The organism is Pseudomonas sp. B16120, from assembly GCF_044218845.1.
Classification (GTDB): Bacteria; Pseudomonadota; Gammaproteobacteria; order Pseudomonadales; family Pseudomonadaceae; genus Aquipseudomonas; species Aquipseudomonas paracarnis.
In genome coordinates this window covers 4,204,367-4,225,965 of the sequence record NZ_CP162588.1, presented here as the reverse complement: position 1 = coordinate 4,225,965, position 21,599 = coordinate 4,204,367, and the positions used below count along the sequence as shown (strand labels likewise).

21 protein-coding genes and 3 pseudogenes are annotated in these 21,599 nt (G+C 59.1%); 11 read left to right on the top strand and 13 right to left on the bottom strand.

The window, feature by feature from the left end:
• Positions 1–352 precede the first annotated feature (352 nt).
• Positions 353–946: an SH3 domain-containing protein gene (locus AB4P90_RS19715; protein ID WP_306372330.1), complete on the top strand. Its 594-nt coding sequence runs from the start codon at positions 353–355 to the stop codon at positions 944–946.
• A gap of 296 nt (positions 947–1,242) precedes the next feature.
• Positions 1,243–1,335: pseudogene (locus AB4P90_RS19710) on the top strand (transposase domain-containing protein); the annotation flags it as partial.
• Here AB4P90_RS19710 and AB4P90_RS19705 read toward each other — a convergent pair.
• From AB4P90_RS19705 to AB4P90_RS19690, 4 genes and pseudogenes are all read right to left on the bottom strand, one after another.
• A pseudogene (locus AB4P90_RS19705) lies at positions 1,332–1,858 on the bottom strand (NAD(P)-dependent alcohol dehydrogenase); the annotation flags it as partial. The pseudogenes AB4P90_RS19710 and AB4P90_RS19705 sit on opposite strands and share 4 nt — an antisense overlap.
• Positions 1,859–1,938: 80 nt before the next feature.
• Positions 1,939–2,490, bottom strand: a complete 552-nt coding sequence (locus tag AB4P90_RS19700; RefSeq protein ID WP_019817530.1) for a hypothetical protein — start codon at positions 2,488–2,490, stop codon at positions 1,939–1,941.
• 211 nt (positions 2,491–2,701) lie between these two features.
• Positions 2,702–3,067 (bottom strand): annotated as a pseudogene (locus AB4P90_RS19695) (BrnA antitoxin family protein).
• Positions 3,068–3,352: 285 nt separating this feature from the next.
• Positions 3,353–4,576, bottom strand: coding sequence for a benzoate/H(+) symporter BenE family transporter (locus AB4P90_RS19690; RefSeq protein ID WP_019817531.1), 1,224 nt, complete (start codon positions 4,574–4,576; stop codon positions 3,353–3,355).
• A 95-nt stretch (positions 4,577–4,671) separates the two neighbouring features.
• Here AB4P90_RS19690 and AB4P90_RS19685 point away from each other — a divergent pair, with 95 nt between their 5' ends.
• A complete protein-coding gene (locus AB4P90_RS19685; protein WP_058410780.1) occupies positions 4,672–6,171 on the top strand; it encodes a PLP-dependent aminotransferase family protein in 1,500 nt (499 codons plus the stop codon).
• A 27-nt stretch (positions 6,172–6,198) separates the two neighbouring features.
• Here AB4P90_RS19685 and AB4P90_RS19680 read toward each other — a convergent pair whose 3' ends face one another.
• The gene (locus AB4P90_RS19680; RefSeq protein WP_020302272.1) at positions 6,199–6,546 is read right to left on the bottom strand and encodes a hypothetical protein; all 348 of its coding nucleotides are present in this window, start codon (positions 6,544–6,546) and stop codon (positions 6,199–6,201) included.
• Positions 6,527–6,700, bottom strand: coding sequence for a hypothetical protein (locus AB4P90_RS19675; RefSeq protein ID WP_395605319.1), 174 nt, complete (start codon positions 6,698–6,700; stop codon positions 6,527–6,529). The genes AB4P90_RS19680 and AB4P90_RS19675 overlap by 20 nt, the downstream gene beginning before the upstream one ends.
• A gap of 135 nt (positions 6,701–6,835) precedes the next feature.
• On the opposite strand from AB4P90_RS19675, the gene AB4P90_RS19670 reads away from it, so the two are divergent.
• Complete coding sequence (locus AB4P90_RS19670; protein WP_020302273.1) at positions 6,836–7,510, top strand: response regulator transcription factor; 675 nt, start codon at positions 6,836–6,838, stop codon at positions 7,508–7,510.
• Positions 7,503–8,813, top strand: coding sequence for a HAMP domain-containing sensor histidine kinase (locus AB4P90_RS19665; RefSeq protein WP_014719226.1), 1,311 nt, complete (start codon positions 7,503–7,505; stop codon positions 8,811–8,813). Before AB4P90_RS19670 ends, AB4P90_RS19665 begins: the two co-directional genes overlap by 8 nt.
• Before the next feature lie 126 nt (positions 8,814–8,939).
• Here the strand turns inward: AB4P90_RS19665 and AB4P90_RS19660 are convergent, their stop codons facing one another.
• Both AB4P90_RS19660 and AB4P90_RS19655 read right to left on the bottom strand, forming a co-directional pair.
• Positions 8,940–10,802 (bottom strand): DUF3857 domain-containing transglutaminase family protein, encoded by a 1,863-nt coding sequence (locus tag AB4P90_RS19660; RefSeq protein WP_395605318.1) that lies wholly within the window; start codon positions 10,800–10,802, stop codon positions 8,940–8,942.
• 512 nt (positions 10,803–11,314) lie between these two features.
• Positions 11,315–11,755 carry a hotdog fold domain-containing protein gene (locus tag AB4P90_RS19655; protein WP_395605317.1) on the bottom strand — a complete coding sequence of 147 codons (441 nt, stop codon included), beginning with the start codon at positions 11,753–11,755 and terminating at the stop codon, positions 11,315–11,317.
• A 134-nt stretch (positions 11,756–11,889) separates the two neighbouring features.
• Here AB4P90_RS19655 and AB4P90_RS19650 point away from each other — a divergent pair, with 134 nt between their 5' ends.
• From AB4P90_RS19650 to AB4P90_RS19630, 5 genes are all read left to right on the top strand, one after another.
• Positions 11,890–12,507, top strand: a complete 618-nt coding sequence (locus AB4P90_RS19650) for a TetR/AcrR family transcriptional regulator (protein WP_014719222.1) — start codon at positions 11,890–11,892, stop codon at positions 12,505–12,507.
• 1,097 nt (positions 12,508–13,604) lie between these two features.
• Positions 13,605–14,816: a YeeE/YedE family protein gene (locus AB4P90_RS19645; RefSeq protein WP_019817537.1), complete on the top strand. Its 1,212-nt coding sequence runs from the start codon at positions 13,605–13,607 to the stop codon at positions 14,814–14,816.
• On the top strand, positions 14,806–15,342 hold the full coding sequence (locus tag AB4P90_RS19640) for a GNAT family N-acetyltransferase (protein WP_060767255.1): 537 nt from the start codon (positions 14,806–14,808) through the stop codon (positions 15,340–15,342). The genes AB4P90_RS19645 and AB4P90_RS19640 overlap by 11 nt, the downstream gene beginning before the upstream one ends.
• Before the next feature lie 91 nt (positions 15,343–15,433).
• Positions 15,434–15,976 (top strand): cysteine hydrolase family protein, encoded by a 543-nt coding sequence (locus AB4P90_RS19635; protein ID WP_019817539.1) that lies wholly within the window; start codon positions 15,434–15,436, stop codon positions 15,974–15,976.
• A 4-nt stretch (positions 15,977–15,980) separates the two neighbouring features.
• Positions 15,981–16,976, top strand: a complete 996-nt coding sequence (locus AB4P90_RS19630; RefSeq protein WP_395605316.1) for a GlxA family transcriptional regulator — start codon at positions 15,981–15,983, stop codon at positions 16,974–16,976.
• Here the strand turns inward: AB4P90_RS19630 and AB4P90_RS19625 are convergent.
• From AB4P90_RS19625 to AB4P90_RS19615, 3 genes are all read right to left on the bottom strand, one after another.
• The gene (locus AB4P90_RS19625) at positions 16,948–17,118 is read right to left on the bottom strand and encodes a DUF2986 domain-containing protein (RefSeq protein ID WP_069558568.1); all 171 of its coding nucleotides are present in this window, start codon (positions 17,116–17,118) and stop codon (positions 16,948–16,950) included. The two genes, AB4P90_RS19630 and AB4P90_RS19625, sit on opposite strands and share 29 nt — an antisense overlap.
• A 43-nt stretch (positions 17,119–17,161) precedes the next feature.
• Positions 17,162–18,187 (bottom strand): alpha/beta hydrolase family protein, encoded by a 1,026-nt coding sequence (locus tag AB4P90_RS19620; RefSeq protein WP_395605315.1) that lies wholly within the window; start codon positions 18,185–18,187, stop codon positions 17,162–17,164.
• A gap of 94 nt (positions 18,188–18,281) precedes the next feature.
• Entirely contained in the window at positions 18,282–19,112 is an 831-nt protein-coding gene (locus tag AB4P90_RS19615; RefSeq protein WP_395605314.1) for an alpha/beta fold hydrolase, read from the bottom strand.
• Positions 19,113–19,289: 177 nt separating this feature from the next.
• Between AB4P90_RS19615 and AB4P90_RS19610 the strand changes: the two genes are divergently transcribed.
• Positions 19,290–19,748, top strand: a complete 459-nt coding sequence (locus AB4P90_RS19610; RefSeq protein WP_395605313.1) for a MerR family transcriptional regulator — start codon at positions 19,290–19,292, stop codon at positions 19,746–19,748.
• A gap of 14 nt (positions 19,749–19,762) precedes the next feature.
• Here the strand turns inward: AB4P90_RS19610 and AB4P90_RS19605 are convergent, their stop codons facing one another.
• Together AB4P90_RS19605 and AB4P90_RS19600 are read right to left on the bottom strand one after the other, a co-directional pair.
• Positions 19,763–20,689, bottom strand: a complete 927-nt coding sequence (locus AB4P90_RS19605; RefSeq protein ID WP_019817544.1) for an acetoacetate decarboxylase family protein — start codon at positions 20,687–20,689, stop codon at positions 19,763–19,765.
• Positions 20,690–20,808: 119 nt separating this feature from the next.
• Positions 20,809–21,549, bottom strand: coding sequence for a type 1 glutamine amidotransferase domain-containing protein (locus AB4P90_RS19600; protein WP_019817545.1), 741 nt, complete (start codon positions 21,547–21,549; stop codon positions 20,809–20,811).
• Between the last annotated feature and the right edge of the window lie 50 nt (positions 21,550–21,599).

Sequence of the window (21,599 nt, the reverse complement as noted above, 5' to 3'; positions counted from 1 at the left end):
AGTGAAAAATATCGCTTAGCTAGCTGGAGGCTTATCTGGCGGGTTGTTTAGCAACTCAACCATTTCATACCACTACGTCTTTTGGTGACACCAGTGTCACTGATGCGACCGAGCAATTGGGGGCTTTCAAAGGGCATCAGATCTTCATAGCTGACCACTACATAGCTGCGGCGGACAGAGTGGTGAATGGGCGTGGAGCGACCCAAAACACTGCAACGCAGAAAGAGCCAAATGGTTTCTTTCTAATGATGCGACGCAGCGTCTGCTCGAGATACTGGATCAGGGAAAAACCAAGCTTTCGAAATTAGGTTGGCTGCAAAAAACGGAAGATTGGCTAAGCTCGCAATAGGTGATGCGTCAGGTTGGTCAGGAAGACACCCGTTGTAATACGTGCCGAATGAGAGCAATGGATATGCGCAAGAAGTCCCGGTCATGGTTTGTCCCGCTCCTGCTTGTTTTTGCCGTCCTGTGGGCAGTGGGGAAGAAGGACACGCCTTCAGCCCCCGCACAGTCAGGCGTTCTGAGCGCGCCGAGTACGTTTGAGTCGACTTCTCCAGCCTCACCCTCAACGCCGGCCCCTGTCTCTGCGACTGAGCACTTTGTAAGCGCTGATAATCTCAATGTCCGGAATCAACCAAGCGGTAAGGTCGTCTCAAAGCTGAAGCGCGGGGAAAAGGTTCAGGTTTTCGAGACGCGCAACGATTGGGCGCGCATCAGTATTGATGGTCAATCACCGAAGTGGCTTTCGTCAAAAAGCTTGTGCAGCGGGTCGGGCTGCTACTTCGTTTCGAAACCCAAACCAGTGACGCAGCCAGTACAGCCTGCTCGCCAACAGACTCCAGCTTACGGCTCCTCGTGCCCCTGTTCCTCTGGAAACGTGTGTATAGGGCCTAGGGGTGGTCGATACTGCATTACCTCTGGCGGTAACAAGCGGTATGGCGTATGAGCGATTACCGTCTCCTTTTCCTACAGCCCAATGAGTTACCCTGCTTTGACAAGCTAATCCAACGCGACTAACTTTCATGGCGTGATGCGTTCATGCGCTCGCGCTACACAGCGTTTCTATGTCTCCACCTCGTTTTTCGTGGCACCGTTGTGACTAACAGGTAGCAAATGACTGTTAATCATTGGGTCCCTGGTTCGAGTCCAGGTCGTGGAGCCAGATAGAGAAAAGCCTGTAGAGATACAGGCTTTTTTTTCTTGGGATTTGACCCAGCAACCCAGCGCGCTTCCCATGACGCCATCAACGGGCATGATCCGTATGCTTATTTGAAGGGCGTGCTCACGCGCCTGCCTTCGCAGCGGGCGAGTGAGATTGAAGTGGCTGGGTCCTAAGCAATTTTGATTACTACCTTACCAAAGGCGCCTCTGGCCAAATGTTCGTACGCTTCGCGTGCTTGATCGACTGGATACACGTGGTCGATTACCGGGCGAATCTTGTGCTCGTTCAAGAATTCGTTCATTCGGTCAAATGCCGAGCGTGGAGCAACGGCTATGCCGCGAATCGTTGTTTGCCGGAAAATCATAGGCATCAGGTTCAAGGTAGAGGTCTGGCCTGTCAGAAAGCCGATCTGTGCGATACGTCCACCTGCCTTTGTTGCAGCAATCGATTGATTGATGCCGTCACCGCCTGCCACATCCAGCAGGAGATCCACTCCCTTGCCGTCAGTGAGCTTCAGAACTTCCTCTGCCCACTCAGGGGTAGTGCGATAATTTATACCCGCAACAGCGCCCAGTTTTTTACAGCCTCCAGATTGTCATCACGGCTGGAGGTGACGATAACCTTGGCTCCCAAAGCTGTAGCAATTTGTGCTGCAAAAACAGAAACACCTCCAGATCCCTGAACCAAGACGGTTTGCCTGCGCACCAAGACGGGCGAGTGCAAGATGTGTTCGGCAGACGCTTACGGTGAGTGGGCCGGACGGTTACCTTACAGTTTCAAAGCGAACAAGGATTAACCAGGTTTACGATAGAGGTCATCGTCATCCCCGCTCTCCCTCGCCCCGTGTCCCTTACATAATCCTTTTCAGTGCCCACCAAGGTTCGTTTTCCTGGTTGGAGCAGGGTTTCCACAATGAGCTTTTTCTTCGCGATATCCGGTTTAAAACTCGGCTCTACTGGCCAAATCTGCACGGCATAGTCTTGGGCGAACAAAAGCAGATTGGGAGCGGTATCTACCGGCGTTTGTAGGTGCGCGCACATGACGTCGCTGGCTCGTACTTCAACAACTGTTTTGTAGTGGGGCTTGTCGTAACTGGCCAATATCAATTTTGTCCGAGTCTGAACCCCCAGCGCTTCCTGAGGGTGGCAAGGCGTCACTTCTCCATAGGCGTAGGCGCACCAATTCACCTGGGTCATTGTGACAATTTCCTCAGGCTTTAATAACAAGTCTTTCTGGATGTTCAACTGGTCTTGCGGTTTTTCGTAGGGGATTGTCGTGCAGCCAGTGAGCAATGCGAGTGCGAACAGAGTGATGAACTTGAAGTACATGGCTTTCATTTCCTATGAATTACATCGACCTGATAGAAACGACTTCCACAAAACGGAATTTTTTCCTAGCCGCCTTGGTAGCGTCTTACTCAGCTAGGATACTTGGGAGAGACTCTTGCTCGGGAGGCGGGCTGCAGAGATGCAGGCTTTTTTTGCCTAGGATTTGGCCTGCATGGCGCGATTCGCAAGAAGCCAACTCTAGCGCTTCGATTTAGACAGGTTTGCTTTTTGATTTGGCAGGCAGCGGATTAACAAGCATTCGATTCAATTCTCCAGCGAGCGCTATCAACTGCTGTTCCAACGCTTCGACCTCTGACACGCTGATGCCATTGTTGAGAACTTGCAAGGTTTTGGCTTATTTCTTCGAGGCTGGCGCTAGGTTATAGGTGTCCTGGGACACCAATGCCTGCCGCAGTAGATTGTTGATTACGGTCTGATAGCCGGTGCCTGCACTCTGCGCACGTTCACGGGCGGCTTCGATCACAGCATCGTCCAGCATGATCGTGATACGGGTTTTGCCTTTGTTGCTTGCGATGACGCCGCGCTTGGCGTTACTGAAGTCGTATTCGTCTTTCATGGCTCAAACCTCCAGGTACTGGCGCCGTTCATTTTTGGATGCATGAAAAGCGATGAAATGGACGATCGGCTGTGACGATCCATATCGTGGACACGCCATTTTCCCTCCGATCAGTTGGAGCTTGATCTTGCAGAGATTGCCTGCGGATTTCCGTGCGCAACGGGCGTCTGTTTACGTAGCCATGTTCTGTATGCTTTGTCGGAAGGCATGCATAGACATGACCGAATGCCATATCGAAGCGTTTGAGTGGTAGGCGGGCTGCGTTTGAGCCCAGGTCGCGGAGCCTCAGTTAGCAGCGTTCTCACGAGCATCAAGCCCCCGACGCGGCAACTGCCCATTAAGCACGACGTACGCCGCCAACCCAATCAGCAGCCCCCAAAACGCCCCGCCAATCCCGAACAACGTGATGTTGGCGGCCGCTGCCAGAAAGGTAATCAGCGAAGCCTCACGGGAGCTGGCATCGGCCATGGCGCCGGCCAGGCTGCCGCCGATAGTGCCGAGCAGGGCGAGCCCGGCCAGGGTGGTGATGAAGGTGGCCGGAAAGGCCATGAACAGCGCGGCGAGGGTCACGCCGAAGACTCCGACCAGGATGTAAAAAACACCTGCCGCAATGCCGGCGATCCAGCGCTTGGAGGGCTCTTCGTGGGCTTGCTTGCCGGTGCAGATGGCAGCAGTGATCGCCGCGATATTGAACGCGTGGGAACCAAAGGGCGCCATGAGCAAGGAGCCCAGCCCGGTGATGGTCACGATAGGGTTGGCACTGATGTTGAACCCATCGTTGCGCAGCACCAGCATGCCGGGCATGTACTGGCCGGTCAGGGTGATCAGAAACAGCGGCAGCGCGACGCTGAGCAAGGCGTTGAGCGAAAACTCAGGCCGGGTGAATATGGGCGCTGCCAGTTGCAGTTCCAGGCCCGACAAGTCGACCCGTCCCTGAGCCATCAAGAAGGCCAGTCCCAACGCCAGAATACCCACAACCGCGTAGCGTGCGGTCAGGCGTTTGAGCACGAGGTAGGCAACAATCAGCAAGCCGACCAGCATCGGGTCAAGGCTCATGCCGCCGAAAGCACCGATGCCGAACTGTAACAGAATACCGGCGAGCAACCCGGCGGTCACGCCTGGCGGGATCAGCCGGATGACTTTTTCGAAATAGCCGGATAAGCCCAGCAGCACGAAGGCCGCGGCCGAGATCATGTACGCGCCCACCGCCTCGGCATAGGGCGTGGTGGACAGGGCCACAACCAGAAAGGCAGCAGCCGGTGTGGACCAGGCGGTGATGATAGGTGTGCGGGAAACCCAGCTGAGAAACAGCCCGGTGACCCCCACGCCGATGGACACCGACCACACCCAGGACGCCGTCAACTCAGGGCTCAGCCCAGCGACCTTGGCGGCCTGGAACACCAGAATGAAGGTGCCGCCATAATTGACGATGACCGAGATCAGGCCGGCGACAATCGGCGGGATGAGGTCGCTGAGGCGAACCGATGCGTTGGGTGTTGACGAAGGCATGGCGTTACGTTGCTCCTTGCAAATGGCGAAGCGCAGAGTCTACGGATAAACTGGCCTGCTTCTTCCTGCCAATTTATTCATATAGAGCAGACCGCATGGCGCAAACCTTCGAGCTCGAAACACTGAAAATCCGGCTCAACGATGCCGAGTTTCAGCGGCTGGATCTGCACCTGCGAATCCAGCGCGCCTTGCGGGCATTGATTCTTGAGGGGGCCCTTGATGCGGGCCTCAAGCTGCCGGCAACCCGAGTTCTGGCCAAAACGCTAGGTGTTGCCCGCGACACGGTCGAGAACGCCTATGTGCATTTGCACCGGGACGGCTTCATTGTGCGGCGCGAGGGCTCGGGCAGCTATGTATCGGAGGCAGTGGGCACCGAGTTACGCGGGGCTGCGCGCCAGCGCATCAACATGCAAGACACCCAGCGCAGTGATGCAGTGCCAGGGGCGGGCTTGAGCCGGCGCGGCCGGATGATGTTCGATACGGGTGGCGTGACTGATCAACAGGCGGTGAAGGCCTTCGCCACCGGGCTGCCGGAAACCCGTACCTTTCCTGTCGATATATGGGAGCGCCTGCAACGCCAGGCCATGAAGGACTACCGGGGCAACGTCCTGTTGCATGGCGACCCGCAAGGCGCCGAGCCTTTGCGCAAGGCGATCGCCACCTACTTGAACCTCGAGCGCGGCGCCAAATGCTCACCCAGCCAGGTTCTGGTACTGAGCAGCACTCGCCAGGCCCTGTACCTGTGTGCCCAATTATTAGTGGATGCCGGCAAGCCCATCCTCCTGGAAAACCCCGGTTACTACGGTGCCAAGAAGGCTTTTGAAGCGGCCGAGACCCAGGTGGTGCCTATTGAAGTTGATGCACTGGGGATCCGCACCGACCTGCTGCGGGCAGACCGCAGCGGCGCCAATTGCGTCTATGTGACGCCTTCGCACCAATACCCCACCGGCGCCACGTTAGCGCTGGAGCGCCGGTTGGAGCTGATCAACTGGGCGGCCGAGCAGGGCAAGTGGATCCTCGAGGACGACTATGACAGCGAGTTCCACTACGACGGGCCGCCGATTGCCTGCGTCCAGGGCCTGGACCCGTACCAGCGCACGATCTACCTCGGCACCTTCAGCAAAACCCTCTATCCCGGATTGCGGATGGGCTACATGGTGCTGCCTGCCGAACTGGTCAGCGCATTCACCTATGCGCGAAGCATCATGGACGGTCACACGCCACAGATCCTCCAACTGACCCTGGCGCGCTTCATGGAGGACGGCCACTACCACGCCCATGTCCGGGCCATGCGCAAACTGTACGCTGCGCGCCGGGCCGTCATGCTCACCGCCATCGGCAAACACCTGAAGGGGATTGCCACAGCCTTGTGCCCCCATGGCGGGCTGCAGATGCCCTGCCTTTTGGCCGATGGCTGGTCGGAGGAAAACACCATCCGCCAAGCTGCCAGCGCAGGCGTGCAGTTGCCCGGACTCAGTCGGTTGTACGCCGGCGAGGAGAAGAAACAAGGTTGGCTGTTGGGGTATTCATCCTTGACTGCCCATGAAATCGAAACAGCCATGGGGCGGCTGGCTGCTGCGCTGCGCAAGCAATAGGCCCGTGCCGTTCAGTGCGCGAGGTATCTAGTGCCTGCTCGGGGTTTGAACCGCAGGCAGGATGGAGTCGAACCATTGCGCCAGGTTCGAGCCTGATAGCCGCTGCACCTGATCGACATCCATCGATTCATCCTCACCGGCGGTGTAGCACTGATCACCACTGCGCCTGTCATCGGGATAGACCATAAAACCACCACGGCCGTCAGGGCAGTCGGGCAGATACACCGAGGACAGGTCGCGTTGCTCATCGAGGTGCGCATTCAAGCGCGCGATATAGACACCCATCGAAACCGCCACACCAATAACCAGCACCACGCAGGCGACCAACTGGCTGGCATAGTTGGCGCCCAGCTCATCACGACGCACGGGCGACATCACACGACCCTGTCTGCTCAACGTTCTGGCCCACCAGAAACCAGCCACTGCCTCCCATGCGTACCAACTGAGTTTGCTGTGGAAGGATGCCCACCATCAGCGCGAGGAAAATCACGGCTAACAGCACCCCTTTGATCATCGAATACAGGTTCATGACGGTGACGAGCTCTGGATAAGAAGAGCCTTAGCCTAAGCAGCACGGGGTTAACACCAGGTAAACATCGCGGGAAACAGCCCGACTTCCGCTATCCTTCACACCGCTGAGCACTACCCGCCCGAGGTTTTTTCCGTGCATATTCATCTGCTGCTGGTCGAGGACAACCTGGATCTGGCCACCACCGTCATCGAGTACCTGGACATCAGCGGCATCGTCTGCGATCACGTCAGCAATGGTCAGACCGGGCTTAACCTGGCCCTCAATCAGCATTACGACGTTATTCTCCTGGACATCATGCTGCCGCGCCTGGACGGCCAGCAGGTATGCGATCGGTTGCGCCAGCAAGGCATCCAGACGCCGATCCTGATGCTGACCTCGCTGGACGCGTTATCCGACAAGCTCGCCAGTTTTGCCGCTGGCGCCGACGACTACCTGGTCAAGCCGTTCGAACTGGCCGAACTGGTCGCCAGGATTCGTGCCCTGAGCCTGCGTCGCAGCGGCCAGACCAGTCGGCTGCAAGTGGACGACCTAGTGATGGAACTGACCACGCGTAAAGTCAGCCGGGCAGGGCAGGAGCTGCATTTGTCGCCCATCTGTTGGACCTTGTTGGAAAACCTGATGCGCGCAAGTCCTCAACCGGTCTCTCGGGAGCGCCTGGAGGCGAAGATCTGGGGCGATGAGCCGCCCGACAGTAATTCGCTCAAAGTACATATGCATCGGCTGCGCAAGACGGTAGACAAACCCTTTGGCCGGCCGTTGATTCATACCCTGGCGGGTGTCGGCATTCAGGTAAAACCCCATGCGTAACGGCCTGAGTCTGAAGTGGGTAATCAGCGGCAGTTTCCTGTGTCTGATTGCGGTGGTGCTGGTGATCTACAGCAAGCTGCTGCCTGAATTCACCGTGCGCGGCCTGTTCTACACGGCCAGCGCGATGATGGAGGAGGAAGCTCAGTATTTTCTCCGGCATTACAAACAGGACCCGACCACGCCGACGCCGCACAATTACTTCTACACCAGCGTCATCGGCAAGGAGGCGTTGCCGCAGGACGTGCGCGAGTTGCTCACTACATCGCCGAGCCTGTCCTTCGGCGCGGTGAATATCTTTGGCGATCTCTATTCCGATGACGACGACGAGCCCTTCCAGATCATCCTCGAACAGCCCCTGGGTGACGGCAAAATCCTCTACATGTACGACATCGATCACGATAAGGAAGCAGGGGGAGAGGTCGAGACGCCGTTGTCTGACGCCTATTTCGATCAGGTCATAGAGAGTGTCAAGTTCATCAGCCTGGCGGTCTTCGTGCCGGCGCTGATCATCATCGCCTTGCTGGTCTGGTGGCTGGTTCGGCCGCTGGGGCGCCTGGTGCAATGGTCCGGCACACTCAAAGACCCTGAGGCACTGACCGGCACACGGCCGGGTTTCAGTTTCAAGGAGTTCAACATGCTGGCTGATGCCCTGGCCAAAAGTGTTGAGCAGGTGCAGGCCGCCAGCCAGCGCGAAGGCCGCCTGTTGCGCTACACCAGCCATGAACTGCGCACGCCCCTGGCGGTGCTCAAGGCCACAATCGAATTGTTGGCCCTGCAATCGGGCGGTGTGCTGCCACCCTCATTGCAGCGCATAGAACGCTCGGTGCTGAATATGCAACTGATCGCCGAGACATTGCTGTGGATGAGTCGCGAGCGTCCAGAGCCGCTGCCGGAAGAAGACGTTGACCTGAGCGAGCTGGTGGGCGACCTGATTGAAAAACACCGCTACCTGATCGGTCACCGAGATATTGAGCTGAGCATCGACATCCACAACGAACCTTGCCGACTGCCCCCTACGGCGTGTCGTATCGTGATCGGCAACTTCCTGCGCAATGCGCTGCAATACGCGGAAGAGGGCACGGTGGATATCAGTTTCAAATACCCCCGGCTGGTGATTGCCAATTACATCAACGAGGCCAAGCCGCGGCAGGAATCCGACGACTATGGATATGGTCTTGGGTTGCAGTTGATGCGGCAATTGTGCGCAAAGCTGGGCTGGCAGATTGAGGTGATCCGTGAGCAACAGAGGTTTACCGTCATTCTTGATTTTACGAGCGGGCGGGCTGTCGAGTCAGAACGTTAAAGGCTGATAGCGCCTCACAGAAGCGCCAACCGGGTTAGGAACGGTTTTATAGCTAGGCCTCAGCATGCAGTCCCCGCTTCCCGCGCGCCAGTGCATAACCACTGACACGCAAGAAGGGCCAGGGCGTTACAACGTCTGCACAATGACCTGGCTTTTCAAATCGTTGACCATGCCTTCAATCGCCGGCTGCATGGCCGCAAAATCCTCCGGCGTGCAGAGAATCTCTGGCTTGCTAAACACATATTGGCGCGTGATCAGCACCGTATTGGCCTTCTTCACATAGGTCGAGCGATAGTCGAAGCCCGCCTGTTTCACCGACACTGCCTTGGGCACCGCGAGGATCTTCACCTTGGCGGGGAACTCCAGGCGCGCAACTTCTGAGATTTCACTCGAAAGGCAGGAGAAGTTCTGAGTGCGTTCCTTTTCGGCCATCAAGGAAAACACGCTCTGGCCAATACCGCCGGCCAGGCTGGAGAGGGTAGGCACCCCGGTCGGGCCAGGCAGGTTGACCAGATTGCTGGTGTGGCCTTTGAGGGTGAACTTGAAGGTATTGGCAGTACTGTCCAAAGCGTCAGTTTCGATCACTCCGCTACCGGATTGCCCAAACATGCTCAGGACCTGTTGCACCAACTGATTACGGTCGGCTGGCTGCATGGCCTTGAGCATGAAGCGGTTAAGCTCCGCGCCCCAACCGTCGATGGTGGAGTCGTTGGTAAAGTCTGCAGCGCCTTTGGTGTTGACCTTGAACACCATGGTTGTGTCCACTTTGCCAGGCTGGCGGGACGGTGTCTGCTTACGTTCACCGGTCTGTGTCAGCAATACCGGTTTGCCGAGTTCGGGCAGAGGCAGGTAGCCAGCGGAGATGGGTGTCGCGGTGGAGTCCAGGTACAGATCGAGGCTGGGTACATAAGTGATTACATGGTTGAGCACGCCCAGGGTCGGCACCTGGGGCAGTACGTAGGCGTTGCCGGCGTTGATCAGTGCGGGCGAGCTTTCAATGGCGACGGCTTTGAGCAGCGCTTCAAGCAGGGCTACATGGTCTTTGCAGTCGCCATAACGGTTATCCAGCACCGCCTGCGCTGAATGCGGCACCACGCCACCGGCACCGACGTACACGGCCACATAGCGAATGTTCTTGCGTACCCAGTCACTCAGCACCAAGGCCTTGCTGCGTGGGTTGTCGAGGTTGGCGGTGAGTTCCTTGGCCAGTTGGGTCATGGCCGGGGTCACTTCTACCTGTGCGCGTGCGGCGTAGGCCTGGGCAAACTGTTTGTAGTCGGTGAACGTCGATACGGCCAGCAGTTGCCCGTAGTCGGTGTAGGCAACGGAGCCATCTTCCACGCGATTTTTCTTGGTTTGTTCCACGTCCCAGCGGTACACCGTTCGCCCGTTGGCGTTGGCTGGCGTGGACGCTTTGAAACCCCGTGAGTCGGCGTACAGCTTCATTTCGGCGGGCATGTCGTAGCTCAGGCGCACCTGCTCATTCTGGTAGAAATCCGGCGAGAAAAGGTCTTCGAACTGCCCCGCAAACAACGGCGTATTGCGATGGCGCTGGTACCGCAGAACCATGCGATCACCCACTTGCAGCTCCGGGAAGATCACCACTTTGACCCGCGAGTCCTGAAACATCGGCGCCTGGGCAGACTCCAGTTCCTGCTGCTCCTTGATCCGGTCTGGTGTTACCACGACTTTGCGGCCATCGGATTTGAGAGTGTAGGCCTCGACAATATCCAGAGTTTCCAGGGTGCGATTGTAGGTCACAGAGCGCTGGGCGTTGGAGGTGATCGCGCGCTCTTCATTGATCCGCATAACCCGTTCGACATCCAGCACAAAGCTACCGTCGGGGTTCACGACGTAGGACTGGATGTTTTTTTCGTGGGTCAGGGAAAGGTCGGTGTAATCGGCACGGGCTGGCGTCGTCAACAGCGCGCAGACCGTGACTGCCAGCACACCGAACAGGCGTAACGAAGAGAGCGGGAGGCTTTGCATAGAGATCCTTCTGAGCTAGGGGGCGCCATTTCACCGGCCGTGTGTTCCTGAATAAGCCGATGGATAGGACTCGCAAGTGCTTCGCCTACTCAATTGGCTGACGTTCAGGGGTTATGAAGATTTTTAGGTTTCTCTCGCACGCTATGTGTGCCGAGACTTCCCATTGAGTAAGACGTTTTCGAAGGATTTTATTTAGCGCTGGTTAATCAGAAAGTTAAAAGCTTTGATCCGTGTCTCCTGGGAGAAGAGGTATTTTTTTGACGGCCGATGATCTTTTCCCGTCCTCTTATTTGATATGCCGATAAGGCGTTCGCCATTGATACCTCCGCCCTGGAAAAGACCGGTTCAGCTCGCCGTTGGCGGTATTGCCGATGCGCAATTGATGCCGCACGTCGCCGGCGATACCACCACGGCAATCCGCACCGCTTCGCAGTGCATCGTCGACCGCACCAGGCGTCCAGTCACGCATTGCAGATGCGGCGTAGCTGATACTGCCTGGGCCGGCCGATTACCTAAGCGAGCTTCACATTCATGGTGATGTGGGCGGTGAAGATCTTGACGCCACCCGCATCGAAAATCTCGACCGGCACGATCTTGTCCCCCGCAGTCTGCCAATCGATAGCGCTGCCATCGGCAACAGCGCGGATATCGGTTTTCGCCTTGGCCAGGTATTCCACAGTCATGCCTTTGGGAATCCAGCGTGCGCCTGCGGGGATCGACGCGTCGGTCATCATGCCGCCGGCCAGTTCGGCGGCGTTGCACAGTGCGATGGCATGCACCGAGGCCAGGTGGTTGGTGATTTCCTTGCGAAACGGCACGGTGACCACCGCATGGTTGGGTTTGAGCTCCGCGATCTCGGGCGTGATGGTGCTGAAGTAGGGCGCCATTTGGCACGCCAGGTTGCTGAATGCGGCGGGGCCTACGCTATTGAACATGCTCAGGGCTTGGCTCATCGGAATATCCTCAAGGGGTAGTTGCAGAATAATATTCTGTAACAGAACAATATTCTGTAGATTTCATGGCTGTCAACCTGAGCTTTCTCTGCTGGGCGCTCAGCCTATAAACTATTTCGATTTGGCGTTCTCCCATGCACTCCATCGATCTCATTGAGCGCACCTTCCCCGGCAGGCGCAGCGACCTCAAACGCACCATCCTGCGTGAGGCGCTGGCCTGTTTTAACGAGGCAGGCATCGAGGCGACCAACATCGAGACCATTCGTGCGCGCTGCGACACCAGTGTGGGGGCTATCTATCACCACTTCGGCAACAAGGAAGGGCTGGTCGCCGCGCTGTTCTTCGCTGCGCTGGAAGACCAGGCCGCCCTGCGTGACCACTACCTGCAAGCGGCGGATACGGCCCATGCCGGTGTGGTCGGCCTGGTATACAGCTACGTTGAGTGGGTCACCGCCCAGCCGGACTGGGCGCGGTTTGTTTTCCAGAGCCGTTTCGCCGTGTCCAGCGGGCCGTTCAAGGACGAGTTGATTGCCCGCAACAAGCAGCGCAACCAGCAGTTGAAGGAGTGGATGGGCGGGGAAGGGCGCAAGGAGCACTTCAGTCATTTGCCCGCAGAACTTATCCCTTCGCTGATCATTGGCGCGGCCGAAAGCTACTCGCGTGCGTGGCTGTCGGCGAAGGTCAAAAAAAGCCCCTTTGAGTACCGCGAACTGCTGGCTGAAGCCGCGTGGAAGTCGATCAGCCTGGGTTAGTCAGTCCTCCATTCCCTGTGGGAGCTGTCGAGCTTCAGCGAGGCTGCGAAAGCGGTGGTTCAGGCGCTGAAGAGGTTGCCTGTGCCGCCGCCTTCGCAGCCTCGCTGGGGCTCGACAGCTCCCACATTTGGGCGGTGTTGCTGTCGAGAGTTGTGTTTGGCGCAATGGCCCTGCAAACCGATATTCCACATACACCGCCGATCCCCTGTGGGAGCTGTCGAGCTTTAGCGAGGCTGCGAAAGCGGTGGTTCAGGCGCTGAAGATTTTGCCTGTGCCGCCGCCATCGCAGCCTCGCTGGGGCTCGACAGCTCCCACATTTGGGCGGTGTTGCTGTCGAGAGTTGTGTTTGGCGCGATGGCCCTGCAAACCGATATTCCACATACACCGCCGATCTCCTGTGGGAGCTGTCGAGCTTCAGCGAGGCTGCGAAAGCGGTGGTTCAGGCGATGAAGAGGTTGCCTGTGCCGCCGCCATCGCAGCCTCGCTGGGGCTCGACAGCTCCCACATTTGGGCGGTGTTGCTGTCGGGAGTTGTGCTTGTCGCGATGGCCCTGCAAAACGGTATTCCACATACACCGCCGATCCCTTGTGGGAGCTGTCGAGCTTTAGCAAGGCTGCGAAAGCGGTGCTTCAGGCGATGAAGAGGTTGCCTGTGCCGCCGCCTTCGCAGTCTCGCTGGGGCTCGACAGCTCCCACATTTGGGCGGTGTTGCTGTCGGGAGTTGTGTTTGGCGCAATGGCCCTGCAAACCGATATTCCACATACACCGCCGATCTCCTGTGGGAGCTGTCGAGCTTCAGCGAGGCTGCGAAAGCGGTGGTTCAGGCGATGAAGAGGTTGCCTGTGCCGCCGCCATCGCAGCCTCGCTGGGGCTCGACAGCTCCCACATTTGGGCGGTGTTGCTGTCGGGAGTTGTGCTTGTCGCGATGGCCCTGCAAAGCGGTATTCCACATACACCGCCGATCCCCTGTGGGAGCTGTCGAGCTTTAGCGAGGCTGCGATAGCGGTGGTTCAGGCGATGAGCCTTTCGGCAATGCCGCCATCTGATCAAATTCCGTCTAGGGCTATACTTGCCTCCTTCCAACCAATCGAGAACCCCATGAGCACCTCTCTTTCCCTGACGCCTGCGCGCAAGCCGCTCGCGCCACTGATTGCCTTTATCATCCTGGTGGCGGGCGCGCTGTTCCTGCAAAACATGGTCGGCGCACGCCAGGTGTTGCTGCTGGTGGTCGGCGCCGCGCTGGGCCTGACGCTGTATCACGCGGCCTTCGGCTTCACTTCGGCCTGGCGTGTGTTCATCAATGATCGGCGTGGCGCTGGCTTGCGTGCGCAGATGGTGATGCTGGCGGTGGCGGTGCTGTTGTTTTTCCCGGCGTTGGGCGCGGGCACTTTGTTCGGTCAGCCGGTCGTGGGGCTGGTGGCGCCGGCCGGTGTGTCGGTGGTGTTCGGGGCGTTCATCTTCGGGATCGGCATGCAGCTGGGTGGTGGTTGTGCGTCGGGTACTTTGTTCACCGTGGGCGGCGGTAATGCCCGGATGTTGGTGACGCTGCTGTTCTTTATCTGTGGCTCGTTGATCGCCACCCATCACGTCGACTGGTGGTTTGCACTGCCATCGTTCCCGGCGGTTTCCATTGTCAAAAGTTTCGGTGTGCTGCCGGCGCTGGTCTTGAGCCTGGCGGTGTTCGCGCTGATTGCAGTGGTGACAGTGCGCCTGGAAAAGCGCCGTCACGGCCAGCTTGAACAAGGCGTGCAAAGCGAGCACCAAGGGCTACGCCGCTTCCTGCGCGGACCCTGGCCGCTGGTGTGGGGCGCGATTGGCCTGGCGCTGCTCAACTACGCCACCCTCGCCCTGGCCGGACGGCCGTGGGGCATCACCTCGGCGTTCGCGCTGTGGGGCGCCAAGGTGGCGAGCGGGCTGGGCGTGGATGTCGCCAGTTGGGCATTCTGGCAGATGCCGGGCAATGCCAAGGCCCTGGCTGCACCGGTGTGGGAAGACATCACCAGCGTCATGGACATCGGCATTGTCCTCGGCGCGCTGCTGGCCGCAGGCCTGGCCGGGCGTTTCGCGCCCAGCCTGAACATCCCGCTGCGCTCGTTGATCGCGGCGGTGATCGGCGGCCTGATGCTCGGCTATGGGTCGCGTCTGGCCTATGGCTGCAACATCGGCGCGTACTTCAGTGGCATCGCCTCGGGCAGCCTGCATGGCTGGGTGTGGCTGGTGGCGGCCTTTATCGGCAACGGCGTGGGCGTACGTTTGCGGCCCTTCTTCTTTGCGGGTGAACGGCCCCAGGTGGCATTGAGTGGCTGCTGAGCAGTCCACCCACATTATTCGCCTGGCGCGCGCGCAAGATGCCGGTTTGTTGCCCGCAATCGAGCAGTGCGCAGCCCAGGCATTTGGCGCAATCGAAGGGCTGGCTTGGCTGGCGGATGCGGCGTCGATCAGCATCGAACGCCATCGGCAATGGATCGCGCTATCGACCTGTTGGGTGGTGGTTGATGACCACGATCACCCTCAAGGCTTCCTCAGCGCAGAACGCTTTGGCGACGACCTGCATATCCATGAAGTGTCGGTTGCCCAGCCGCTGCAAGGCCAGGGCTGGGGGCGCAGATTGGTGGAAACGGCGATAGAGCATGCCCGCGCCCAACACCTGCGTGCGGTGACGCTGACCACCTTCAAGCATGTACCCTGGAATGCTCCGTTCTACCGGCGCCTGGGCTTTGCAATTCACGTCGATCCGCGTCTGGAAACAATCCTGGCGGATGAATACGCCCATGGCTTCGAACCCGGCAGCCGTTGTGCCATGGCGTGCCCGGTGACATGTCCGAATCCGTCCTGAAGTAGTCCGCCTTGCGTCTGTCGCGCACTGTGGGTGGTCCTTACCATGGCGTGCATCGTTTACCCACTGATGCAAGCCACAAGGACTGTCCATGACCCATAAAGCCCTGATCGTGATCGACGCCCAACATTCCTTCCGCCATTCAACCTACTGGTCCGAAAATGACCTGCCCGACTATCTGGAAAAACAGCAGGCCCTCATCGATGGTTGTGTTCAGCGCGGCATCCCGGTGGTACAAGTCTTCCATGTTGAAGACCAGGGGCATTTCTCCATGCAATCGGGCAACGTCAGGGCATTGAGCGAGCTGTCGATCAATCCACAGTTGGTGATCCACAAGCGTTACCACAGCGCCTTCGCCGGTACGCCCCTGGCCGCTCGCCTCACGGAGATGGACGTCACCACGCTGATCATCAGTGGCATCCGGACCGAGCAATGCTGCGAGACCACCACGCGGCAGGCGTCGGACAGCGGCTTCAAGGTGGACTTTGTCAGTGAAGCGACATTGACGTTCCCCATGACCCACCTGCGTAGCGGCCGGGAGTACACCTCGGCGCAAATCCGCGAACGCACGGAGCTAGTGCTGGAAGAGCGTTTTGCGCGCATCGTCACGGTCGAACAGGCCTTGGAAGGATGAACCTGTGAGCGTACCGGTGCTGTTCGTGCTGTTGCCCAATGTGCTGATGCTCGACCTGGCGGGGCCTGCTGAAGTGTTGCGCCTGGCCGCGCAAGCCGAGGACCCGGCGGCGGTGGATTTCGACCTGCAGTACGTCAGCCCGGTGGAGTCGCTGCACAGCTCCATCGGCTTGCCACTGACCGGGCTGGCGCCCCTGCCGCAGACTCTGGCGCCCGGCACGCTGGTGGTGCTGGTGGGCTCCACGATGAACGTATCAAAGGCCCACCAAAAGGCTTTCGAATCGGCCAGCCAGCAGCTCACCCTGTGGTTGCAAAACGTCTTCGCGCCCTCGGCCGGACGCCTGGTGTGCGTGTGCGCCGGCGCGTTGAGTGCCGCCAGGGCCGGGCTGCTCGATGGGCGCCAATGCACCACGCACCATTCGCTGTGCGCCACCTTGCAAGCCCTCGCACCCAAGGCCCGGGTCCTGGAAAACCGGCTGTACGTCACCGACGGCCCGGTCAGTTGCAGCGCCGGTATCACGGCGGGTATCGACCTGATGCTGCACCTGGTTGCCGAACTGGCCGGGCCACGCTTGGCCTGCGCCGTGGCGCGGGACATGGTGGTGTACCTGCGCCGCAGCGGCAGCGACCCGCAGCTATCGCCTTGGGTGACCGGGCGCAATCACCTGCACCCGGCGGTCCATCGCGTGCAGGACGCCATCGCCGCCGCCCCCTGCGAGGCCTGGACACTCACCCGTATGGCAAGCCTGGCCTGCACCAGCAGCCGACACCTGGCGCGCCTGTTCCAGGAGCATGTCGGCATCAGCCCACTGGATTACCTGCATCGCCTGCGCCTGGCGGTGGCGCGGGAACTGCTGGCCGAGTCGGCCCTGGACATAGAAACCATCGCCGAGCGCGCAGGCTTTGGCTCGGCGCGGCATTTGCGGCGTATCTGGGGTAAATACGAAGCGGCAACCCCTTCAGCCATGCGTCTTACTCAGCAGGCGTCTCGACAGCCGTGACCGGCTCCTGGCCGGCTTCGGTCGCCAGCTTCAAGCGGTCCGCCTTGCTGATGTATTTGTCTTTGCTTTTTGGCGCCAGCTTGGCGCTGGCCTTTTTCGCTTTGGCTTTGAAGAGCTGCTGAAGTTTTTTCTGGCGGTTCATGTTCCGTTGCCTGAAGGGGAAAGGCGCGGATGATACTACCGGTTCAGCGCGCCAGGAACTCGCTGATCAGTGTGATCACCTGCTGCTGGATCACGGGCCGTGGCCGCGCGCCTTTGCCGTCCTGGCAAATGATGCTGTCGCCGGGCACATCAGCGTCAAGCAACGCTGCCGCGCCCGGTTTGCACTGAGACATAAAACTGAAGTGGTTGGCGTCATGGATCTCCACGTACTGAGTCGACGTTTTTGGCAGCCGCTTGGCCATGTCAGCCGATTCCATCTGCGCCGGCAAATCCGCTGATGGCTCACCGGCGGCGATCACCAGGGCCGGCACTGGCAACGCCGCGAGGCTCGCATCGGTAAAACCGCGTGACAGGCCCAGGTCCAGGGACACCACAGCGGTCACGCGCTTATCGCTCAAGTCCGCAGCCAGTTGAGCCTTCCCGTTCGGCGTACCTTCAGGGTTCATCTCGCGATAGGCCGTGCACGCCACCAACGTCGGATGGGCGTTGCAGTCCCGGGCAAACAACGCCGGGTCGAAACGCGCCCCCGCGCTCTCCATGACCGTCCAGCCCCCCAGGGAATGGCCTATCACCGCGATCCGGCCACTATCCGCCGCGCCAAATGGCGTGGCCTGCGCCAGCAGCGCATCAATGGCCCGGCTCAAATCCTTGGGCCGTTGCCACAACTGCGCGGCGGCTTGCGCGCTGCGATCCTGGCTGGTGGTGCCAGGGTGATTCACTGCCGCCACGATATACCCCTGCCGGGCCAGCGCACTGGCCAACCACGCCTGCTTGCCCCAATTGCCACCGTAGCCGTGGGAGAGCACCACCACCGGATGTTTACCGGGCGTCGGTGCGGCATCAGGCACCGCAAGCACACCGATGAACACCAGGTTGTCAGCGATCAGCTTGGGTTGGGCGGTGCTGGTGGAGGGGTACCACACGGCCATTTCCAGTGGGCGAATGTTGTGAGTGTCAGGGATGGTGGTGGTTTGGAAACCGATGGGGTCGTTGGCGAGTGCAGGCCCAGTCAGGCTGATCAGGAGCAGGGCGGCGAGGGGGGCTTTCATTGTTTTTATCGTCCTTGAAATGAAGGACGCAGCATGACCTGAAACGAGCGGTTCAGGTAGAGGGGAGGCGGTCACCCGCCCCCCCAATAATCAATCAGCTCCTTATAAACGCCAGCAAATCCGCATTAATCGTATCGGCATGGGTAGTAGGCATGCCATGCGGGAAGCCCGGGTAGATTTTCAGCGTGCTGTTTTTCAACAATTTGGCGGACAGCACCCCGGCATTTTCATGGGGGACGATCTGATCATCGTCGCCATGCATGACCAATACGGGAATCTGGATGCTCTTCAGGTCTTCGGTGAAATCGGTCTGGGAAAACGCCACGATCCCGTCATAGTGCGCCTTGGCACAGCCCATCATGCCTTGGCGCCACCAGTTCAGGATGATGCCCTCGGACGGTGTGGCGCCTGGGCGGTTATAGCCGTAGAAAGGGCCCGCCGGAACGTCATGATAGAACTGTGCACGGTTGGCTTTCAGTTGCGCCTGCAAGTCGTCGAACACTGACTTGGGCAGGCCGCCAGGATTGCTCGGGGTCTGGACCATCAACGGTGGCACGGCGCTGATGATGGCGGCCTTCGAGACGCGGTCTTCGCCGTGGCGGGCGATGTAATGAACCACTTCACCGCCGCCGGTGGAGTGACCGACATGCACCGCAGTTTGTATACCCAGGTGCTCGACCACCGCCGCAACGTCGTCGGCATAGTGGTCCATATCGTGCCCGTCCCAGACCTGGCTGGAACGCCCGTGGCCACGCCGGTCGTGGGCAACGACCCGGTAACCTTCGCCCAGGAAAAACAGCATTTGCGCGTCCCAATCATCTGCGCTCAGTGGCCAGCCATGATGAAAGAAAATGACCTGGGCATCGCGTGGGCCCCAGTCCTTGTAGAAAATTTCAACACCGTCTCGCGTGGTGACGTAGCCCATGTTCGCCTCTCCCAAATGAAATGATGGCCTGATCGAATCGCGATCATGGCGCTGGATTGACCCACTGCAGCCCATTCGTGTCTGGCAAGCGTGCCGTCTACGAATCGCCGCCTTGGCCGCCCAATGACTTTAGGTTTAAAGTCAACTTTAAGGTCAATGGTTTTTTGTGGGTGGTACATGAGAATAGGCGAGTTGGCAAAAATCAGCGGGTTGGCGGCCTCACGCATCCGTTTCTACGAAGCGAGCGGCCTGATCCAATCGGTTGAGCGTAAATCCAACGGCTATCGGGACTATGCACCCGGCACCGAGGCGGTGTTGGAGATCATCAAGGGTGCCCAGGCAGCCGGTTTCTCTCTGGAAGAAATCCGGCAGTTAATGCCCAGAAGTGCCGGTGGTTGGCGGCATGACGAGCTGCTCAGCGGGCTCAAGCACAAGGTCGAGGAAATCGAGGTGCTGCAACAACGGCTGGCCCAGAACAAGGCGCAGTTGCTGAACGTCATCAAGGGCATCGAAGGCAAGCCCGAGGGCATGGCCTGTGCGGAGAATGCGCAGATGCTGATTAACCGTCTGCGCGAGGAAGGGGGCGCTCCAGCCTCATCCACAAGAAAAAGCGCCCGCCGGGCCCCGAGGGCCTGACCGGCGCACAAGGGTCAGCGTTCGCCAATCAGGTTGGCGAGCGGCTCTGGCGCATAGAGTGCGCTCTGGAACTCGGGTACGTATTCGTACTTCAGCATTTTCCCCAGCTTGAGGTCGCGCAGGTAATTGGACAGGCTGCCATCGCCCAGCGTGAGGGTGGCTGAGTCTGCGTCACGGCTGGAGCCATGGCTGAGCTGGCGGGAAACCGCGTACCCGTAGGCCAGTTGGCCGTGGTGATCGAGATTGGTGAAACTGCTGGTGACCAGGTCCGCATCATGGGACAGTTTCTCAAGCTTTTTGGCCTTGAACGACACGTCCAGCTTGCCGGTCTGGCTGTCGGTAATGTCATACACCACCGAGTGCCCATCCTCTTTGCGATCAATGCCAGTCAGCCATTTCGGCAGGTTGTAACCGACCACGCCGCGCACCCGCGCCAGCTCGGTATTCACCGGCAGCTTGAGCACATAGCCCCAAAAATCCTGCGACATCGACTGGCCCACCAGCGTGAAGGGGCCCAGGTTGGCTTTGCCAGGTTTGTTAGTGATGATCGACACGGCGACTTCGTTATAGGCGTCGTTATCGCAATGCTCATAGGTGTACGCAGTAAACGCGATCAGTCCGCGACCCGGCCAGACTTGCAAGGGTTGCACGGCGGCCAGTACCTGCGGTGGCATCAACGCCCGAAGCTTATCGATGTCAGCCGTATAGACCGCTGTTACCCGACTGTTCTGATAGTAAAAATTGGGCGAGTAGGATTCAAAACCGATGTCGACCTTGTGCTTTTGCAACCCTTTGAACCAGCTTAAATCAACCTCTGGTAATTCTGCTGCAACCACCGACAACGGCGGGTTGGAGCGAAAGCGGTCGTACAAGCCGCCCTTGACGACGGGCACCTGCTGGCCGGCGATATCGATGTGGGTTGTGTCGTTGGGGCTGGGCATCTCGGGCGTTCCCGCCAACGCAAGGTTGGCAAAAGGGGTGAGCAGCAATCCGGTTAAAACGGCGCTTGGAATGTTCAATCGGTCTTCTCCAGGGAGGGGCTACGGGTGGGGCCTAGGCTCTATCGTTCGTGGGACAGCTCGGTTATCACGGCGAGTGCGACGGCCCTGGGCGATTGCGGGTTCTGGCCCGTGATCAGGCGGCCATCGGTGATGACAAATGAGGTGAACGGCACCCAGCCCTTGCGGTAACGCGCCCCTTGGCTCAGCAGCCGGTCTTCAAGCAAGAACGGCACCTCACGCTTCATGCCCGACAGCAGTTCTTCGCGGTTGGAGAAGCCGGTGATGTTTTTACCCTTGATGATCGCGTTGCCCTGTTCATCCTTCAGGTCCAGCAGGCCCGCCACACCGTGGCACACGGCCGAGACGATGCCGCCCTGGTTGTAAATGGTTTGGGCGACACGTTGCAGGTCGAGGTTGCCTGGGAAGTCCCACATGACACCGTGGCCGCCGGTGAAGTAGATCGCGCGAAATTGCGACGGATCGACATTGGCGATGGGCAGCGTGTTTTGCAGCCGGGCGCGAAAGGCTGGGGACTGCAACTGCTCACGCGCCGGCTTGTCCATGTACAGCCAACCGAGGCTGCGCTCGTCCAGGGGCACAGCGCCACCTTTGGGGCTGGCAAACACCGTCGTATAGCCAGCGGCTTCCACAACCTCGGTGAAATGCGTCAGCTCAGTCAGCCAGAGGCCCGTGGTATCGGCCCTTGAGGGGTAGCTGGCGTGGTTGGTCATGATCACCAGGATCTGGCGATTGTTTGCAGCGGCCGTGGAAGGGCCGGGTTCAGCCTGTGCAAATGTCATAAGCGCGCCACCTATCGCTACCAACGCAAAAGAAATAAGGGTTTTGAGCA

Excerpts from the sequence above, each read along its gene's own strand:
- AB4P90_RS19610 (WP_395605313.1), top strand. The coding sequence starts at position 19,290 with ATGAGAATAGGCGAGTTGGCAAAAATCAGCGGGTTGGCGGCCTCACGC.
- AB4P90_RS19685 (WP_058410780.1), top strand. The coding sequence starts at position 4,672 with ATGGCGCAAACCTTCGAGCTCGAAACACTGAAAATCCGGCTCAACGAT.
- AB4P90_RS19655 (WP_395605317.1), bottom strand. The coding sequence starts at position 11,755 with ATGAGCCAAGCCCTGAGCATGTTCAATAGCGTAGGCCCCGCCGCATTC.
- AB4P90_RS19615 (WP_395605314.1), bottom strand. The coding sequence starts at position 19,112 with ATGGGCTACGTCACCACGCGAGACGGTGTTGAAATTTTCTACAAGGAC.
- AB4P90_RS19635 (WP_019817539.1), top strand. The coding sequence starts at position 15,434 with ATGACCCATAAAGCCCTGATCGTGATCGACGCCCAACATTCCTTCCGC.
- AB4P90_RS19680 (WP_020302272.1), bottom strand. The coding sequence starts at position 6,546 with ATGTCGCCCGTGCGTCGTGATGAGCTGGGCGCCAACTATGCCAGCCAG.
- AB4P90_RS19675 (WP_395605319.1), bottom strand. The coding sequence starts at position 6,700 with ATGAACCTGTATTCGATGATCAAAGGGGTGCTGTTAGCCGTGATTTTC.
- AB4P90_RS19625 (WP_069558568.1), bottom strand. The coding sequence starts at position 17,118 with ATGAACCGCCAGAAAAAACTTCAGCAGCTCTTCAAAGCCAAAGCGAAA.
- AB4P90_RS19600 (WP_019817545.1), bottom strand. The coding sequence starts at position 21,549 with ATGACATTTGCACAGGCTGAACCCGGCCCTTCCACGGCCGCTGCAAAC.
- AB4P90_RS19660 (WP_395605318.1), bottom strand. The coding sequence starts at position 10,802 with ATGCAAAGCCTCCCGCTCTCTTCGTTACGCCTGTTCGGTGTGCTGGCA.
- AB4P90_RS19700 (WP_019817530.1), bottom strand. The coding sequence starts at position 2,490 with ATGTACTTCAAGTTCATCACTCTGTTCGCACTCGCATTGCTCACTGGC.
- AB4P90_RS19715 (WP_306372330.1), top strand. The coding sequence starts at position 353 with ATGCGTCAGGTTGGTCAGGAAGACACCCGTTGTAATACGTGCCGAATG.
- AB4P90_RS19620 (WP_395605315.1), bottom strand. The coding sequence starts at position 18,187 with ATGAAAGCCCCCCTCGCCGCCCTGCTCCTGATCAGCCTGACTGGGCCT.
- AB4P90_RS19690 (WP_019817531.1), bottom strand. The coding sequence starts at position 4,576 with ATGCCTTCGTCAACACCCAACGCATCGGTTCGCCTCAGCGACCTCATC.
- AB4P90_RS19645 (WP_019817537.1), top strand. The coding sequence starts at position 13,605 with ATGAGCACCTCTCTTTCCCTGACGCCTGCGCGCAAGCCGCTCGCGCCA.
- AB4P90_RS19605 (WP_019817544.1), bottom strand. The coding sequence starts at position 20,689 with ATGCCCAGCCCCAACGACACAACCCACATCGATATCGCCGGCCAGCAG.
- AB4P90_RS19650 (WP_014719222.1), top strand. The coding sequence starts at position 11,890 with ATGCACTCCATCGATCTCATTGAGCGCACCTTCCCCGGCAGGCGCAGC.
- AB4P90_RS19665 (WP_014719226.1), top strand. The coding sequence starts at position 7,503 with ATGCGTAACGGCCTGAGTCTGAAGTGGGTAATCAGCGGCAGTTTCCTG.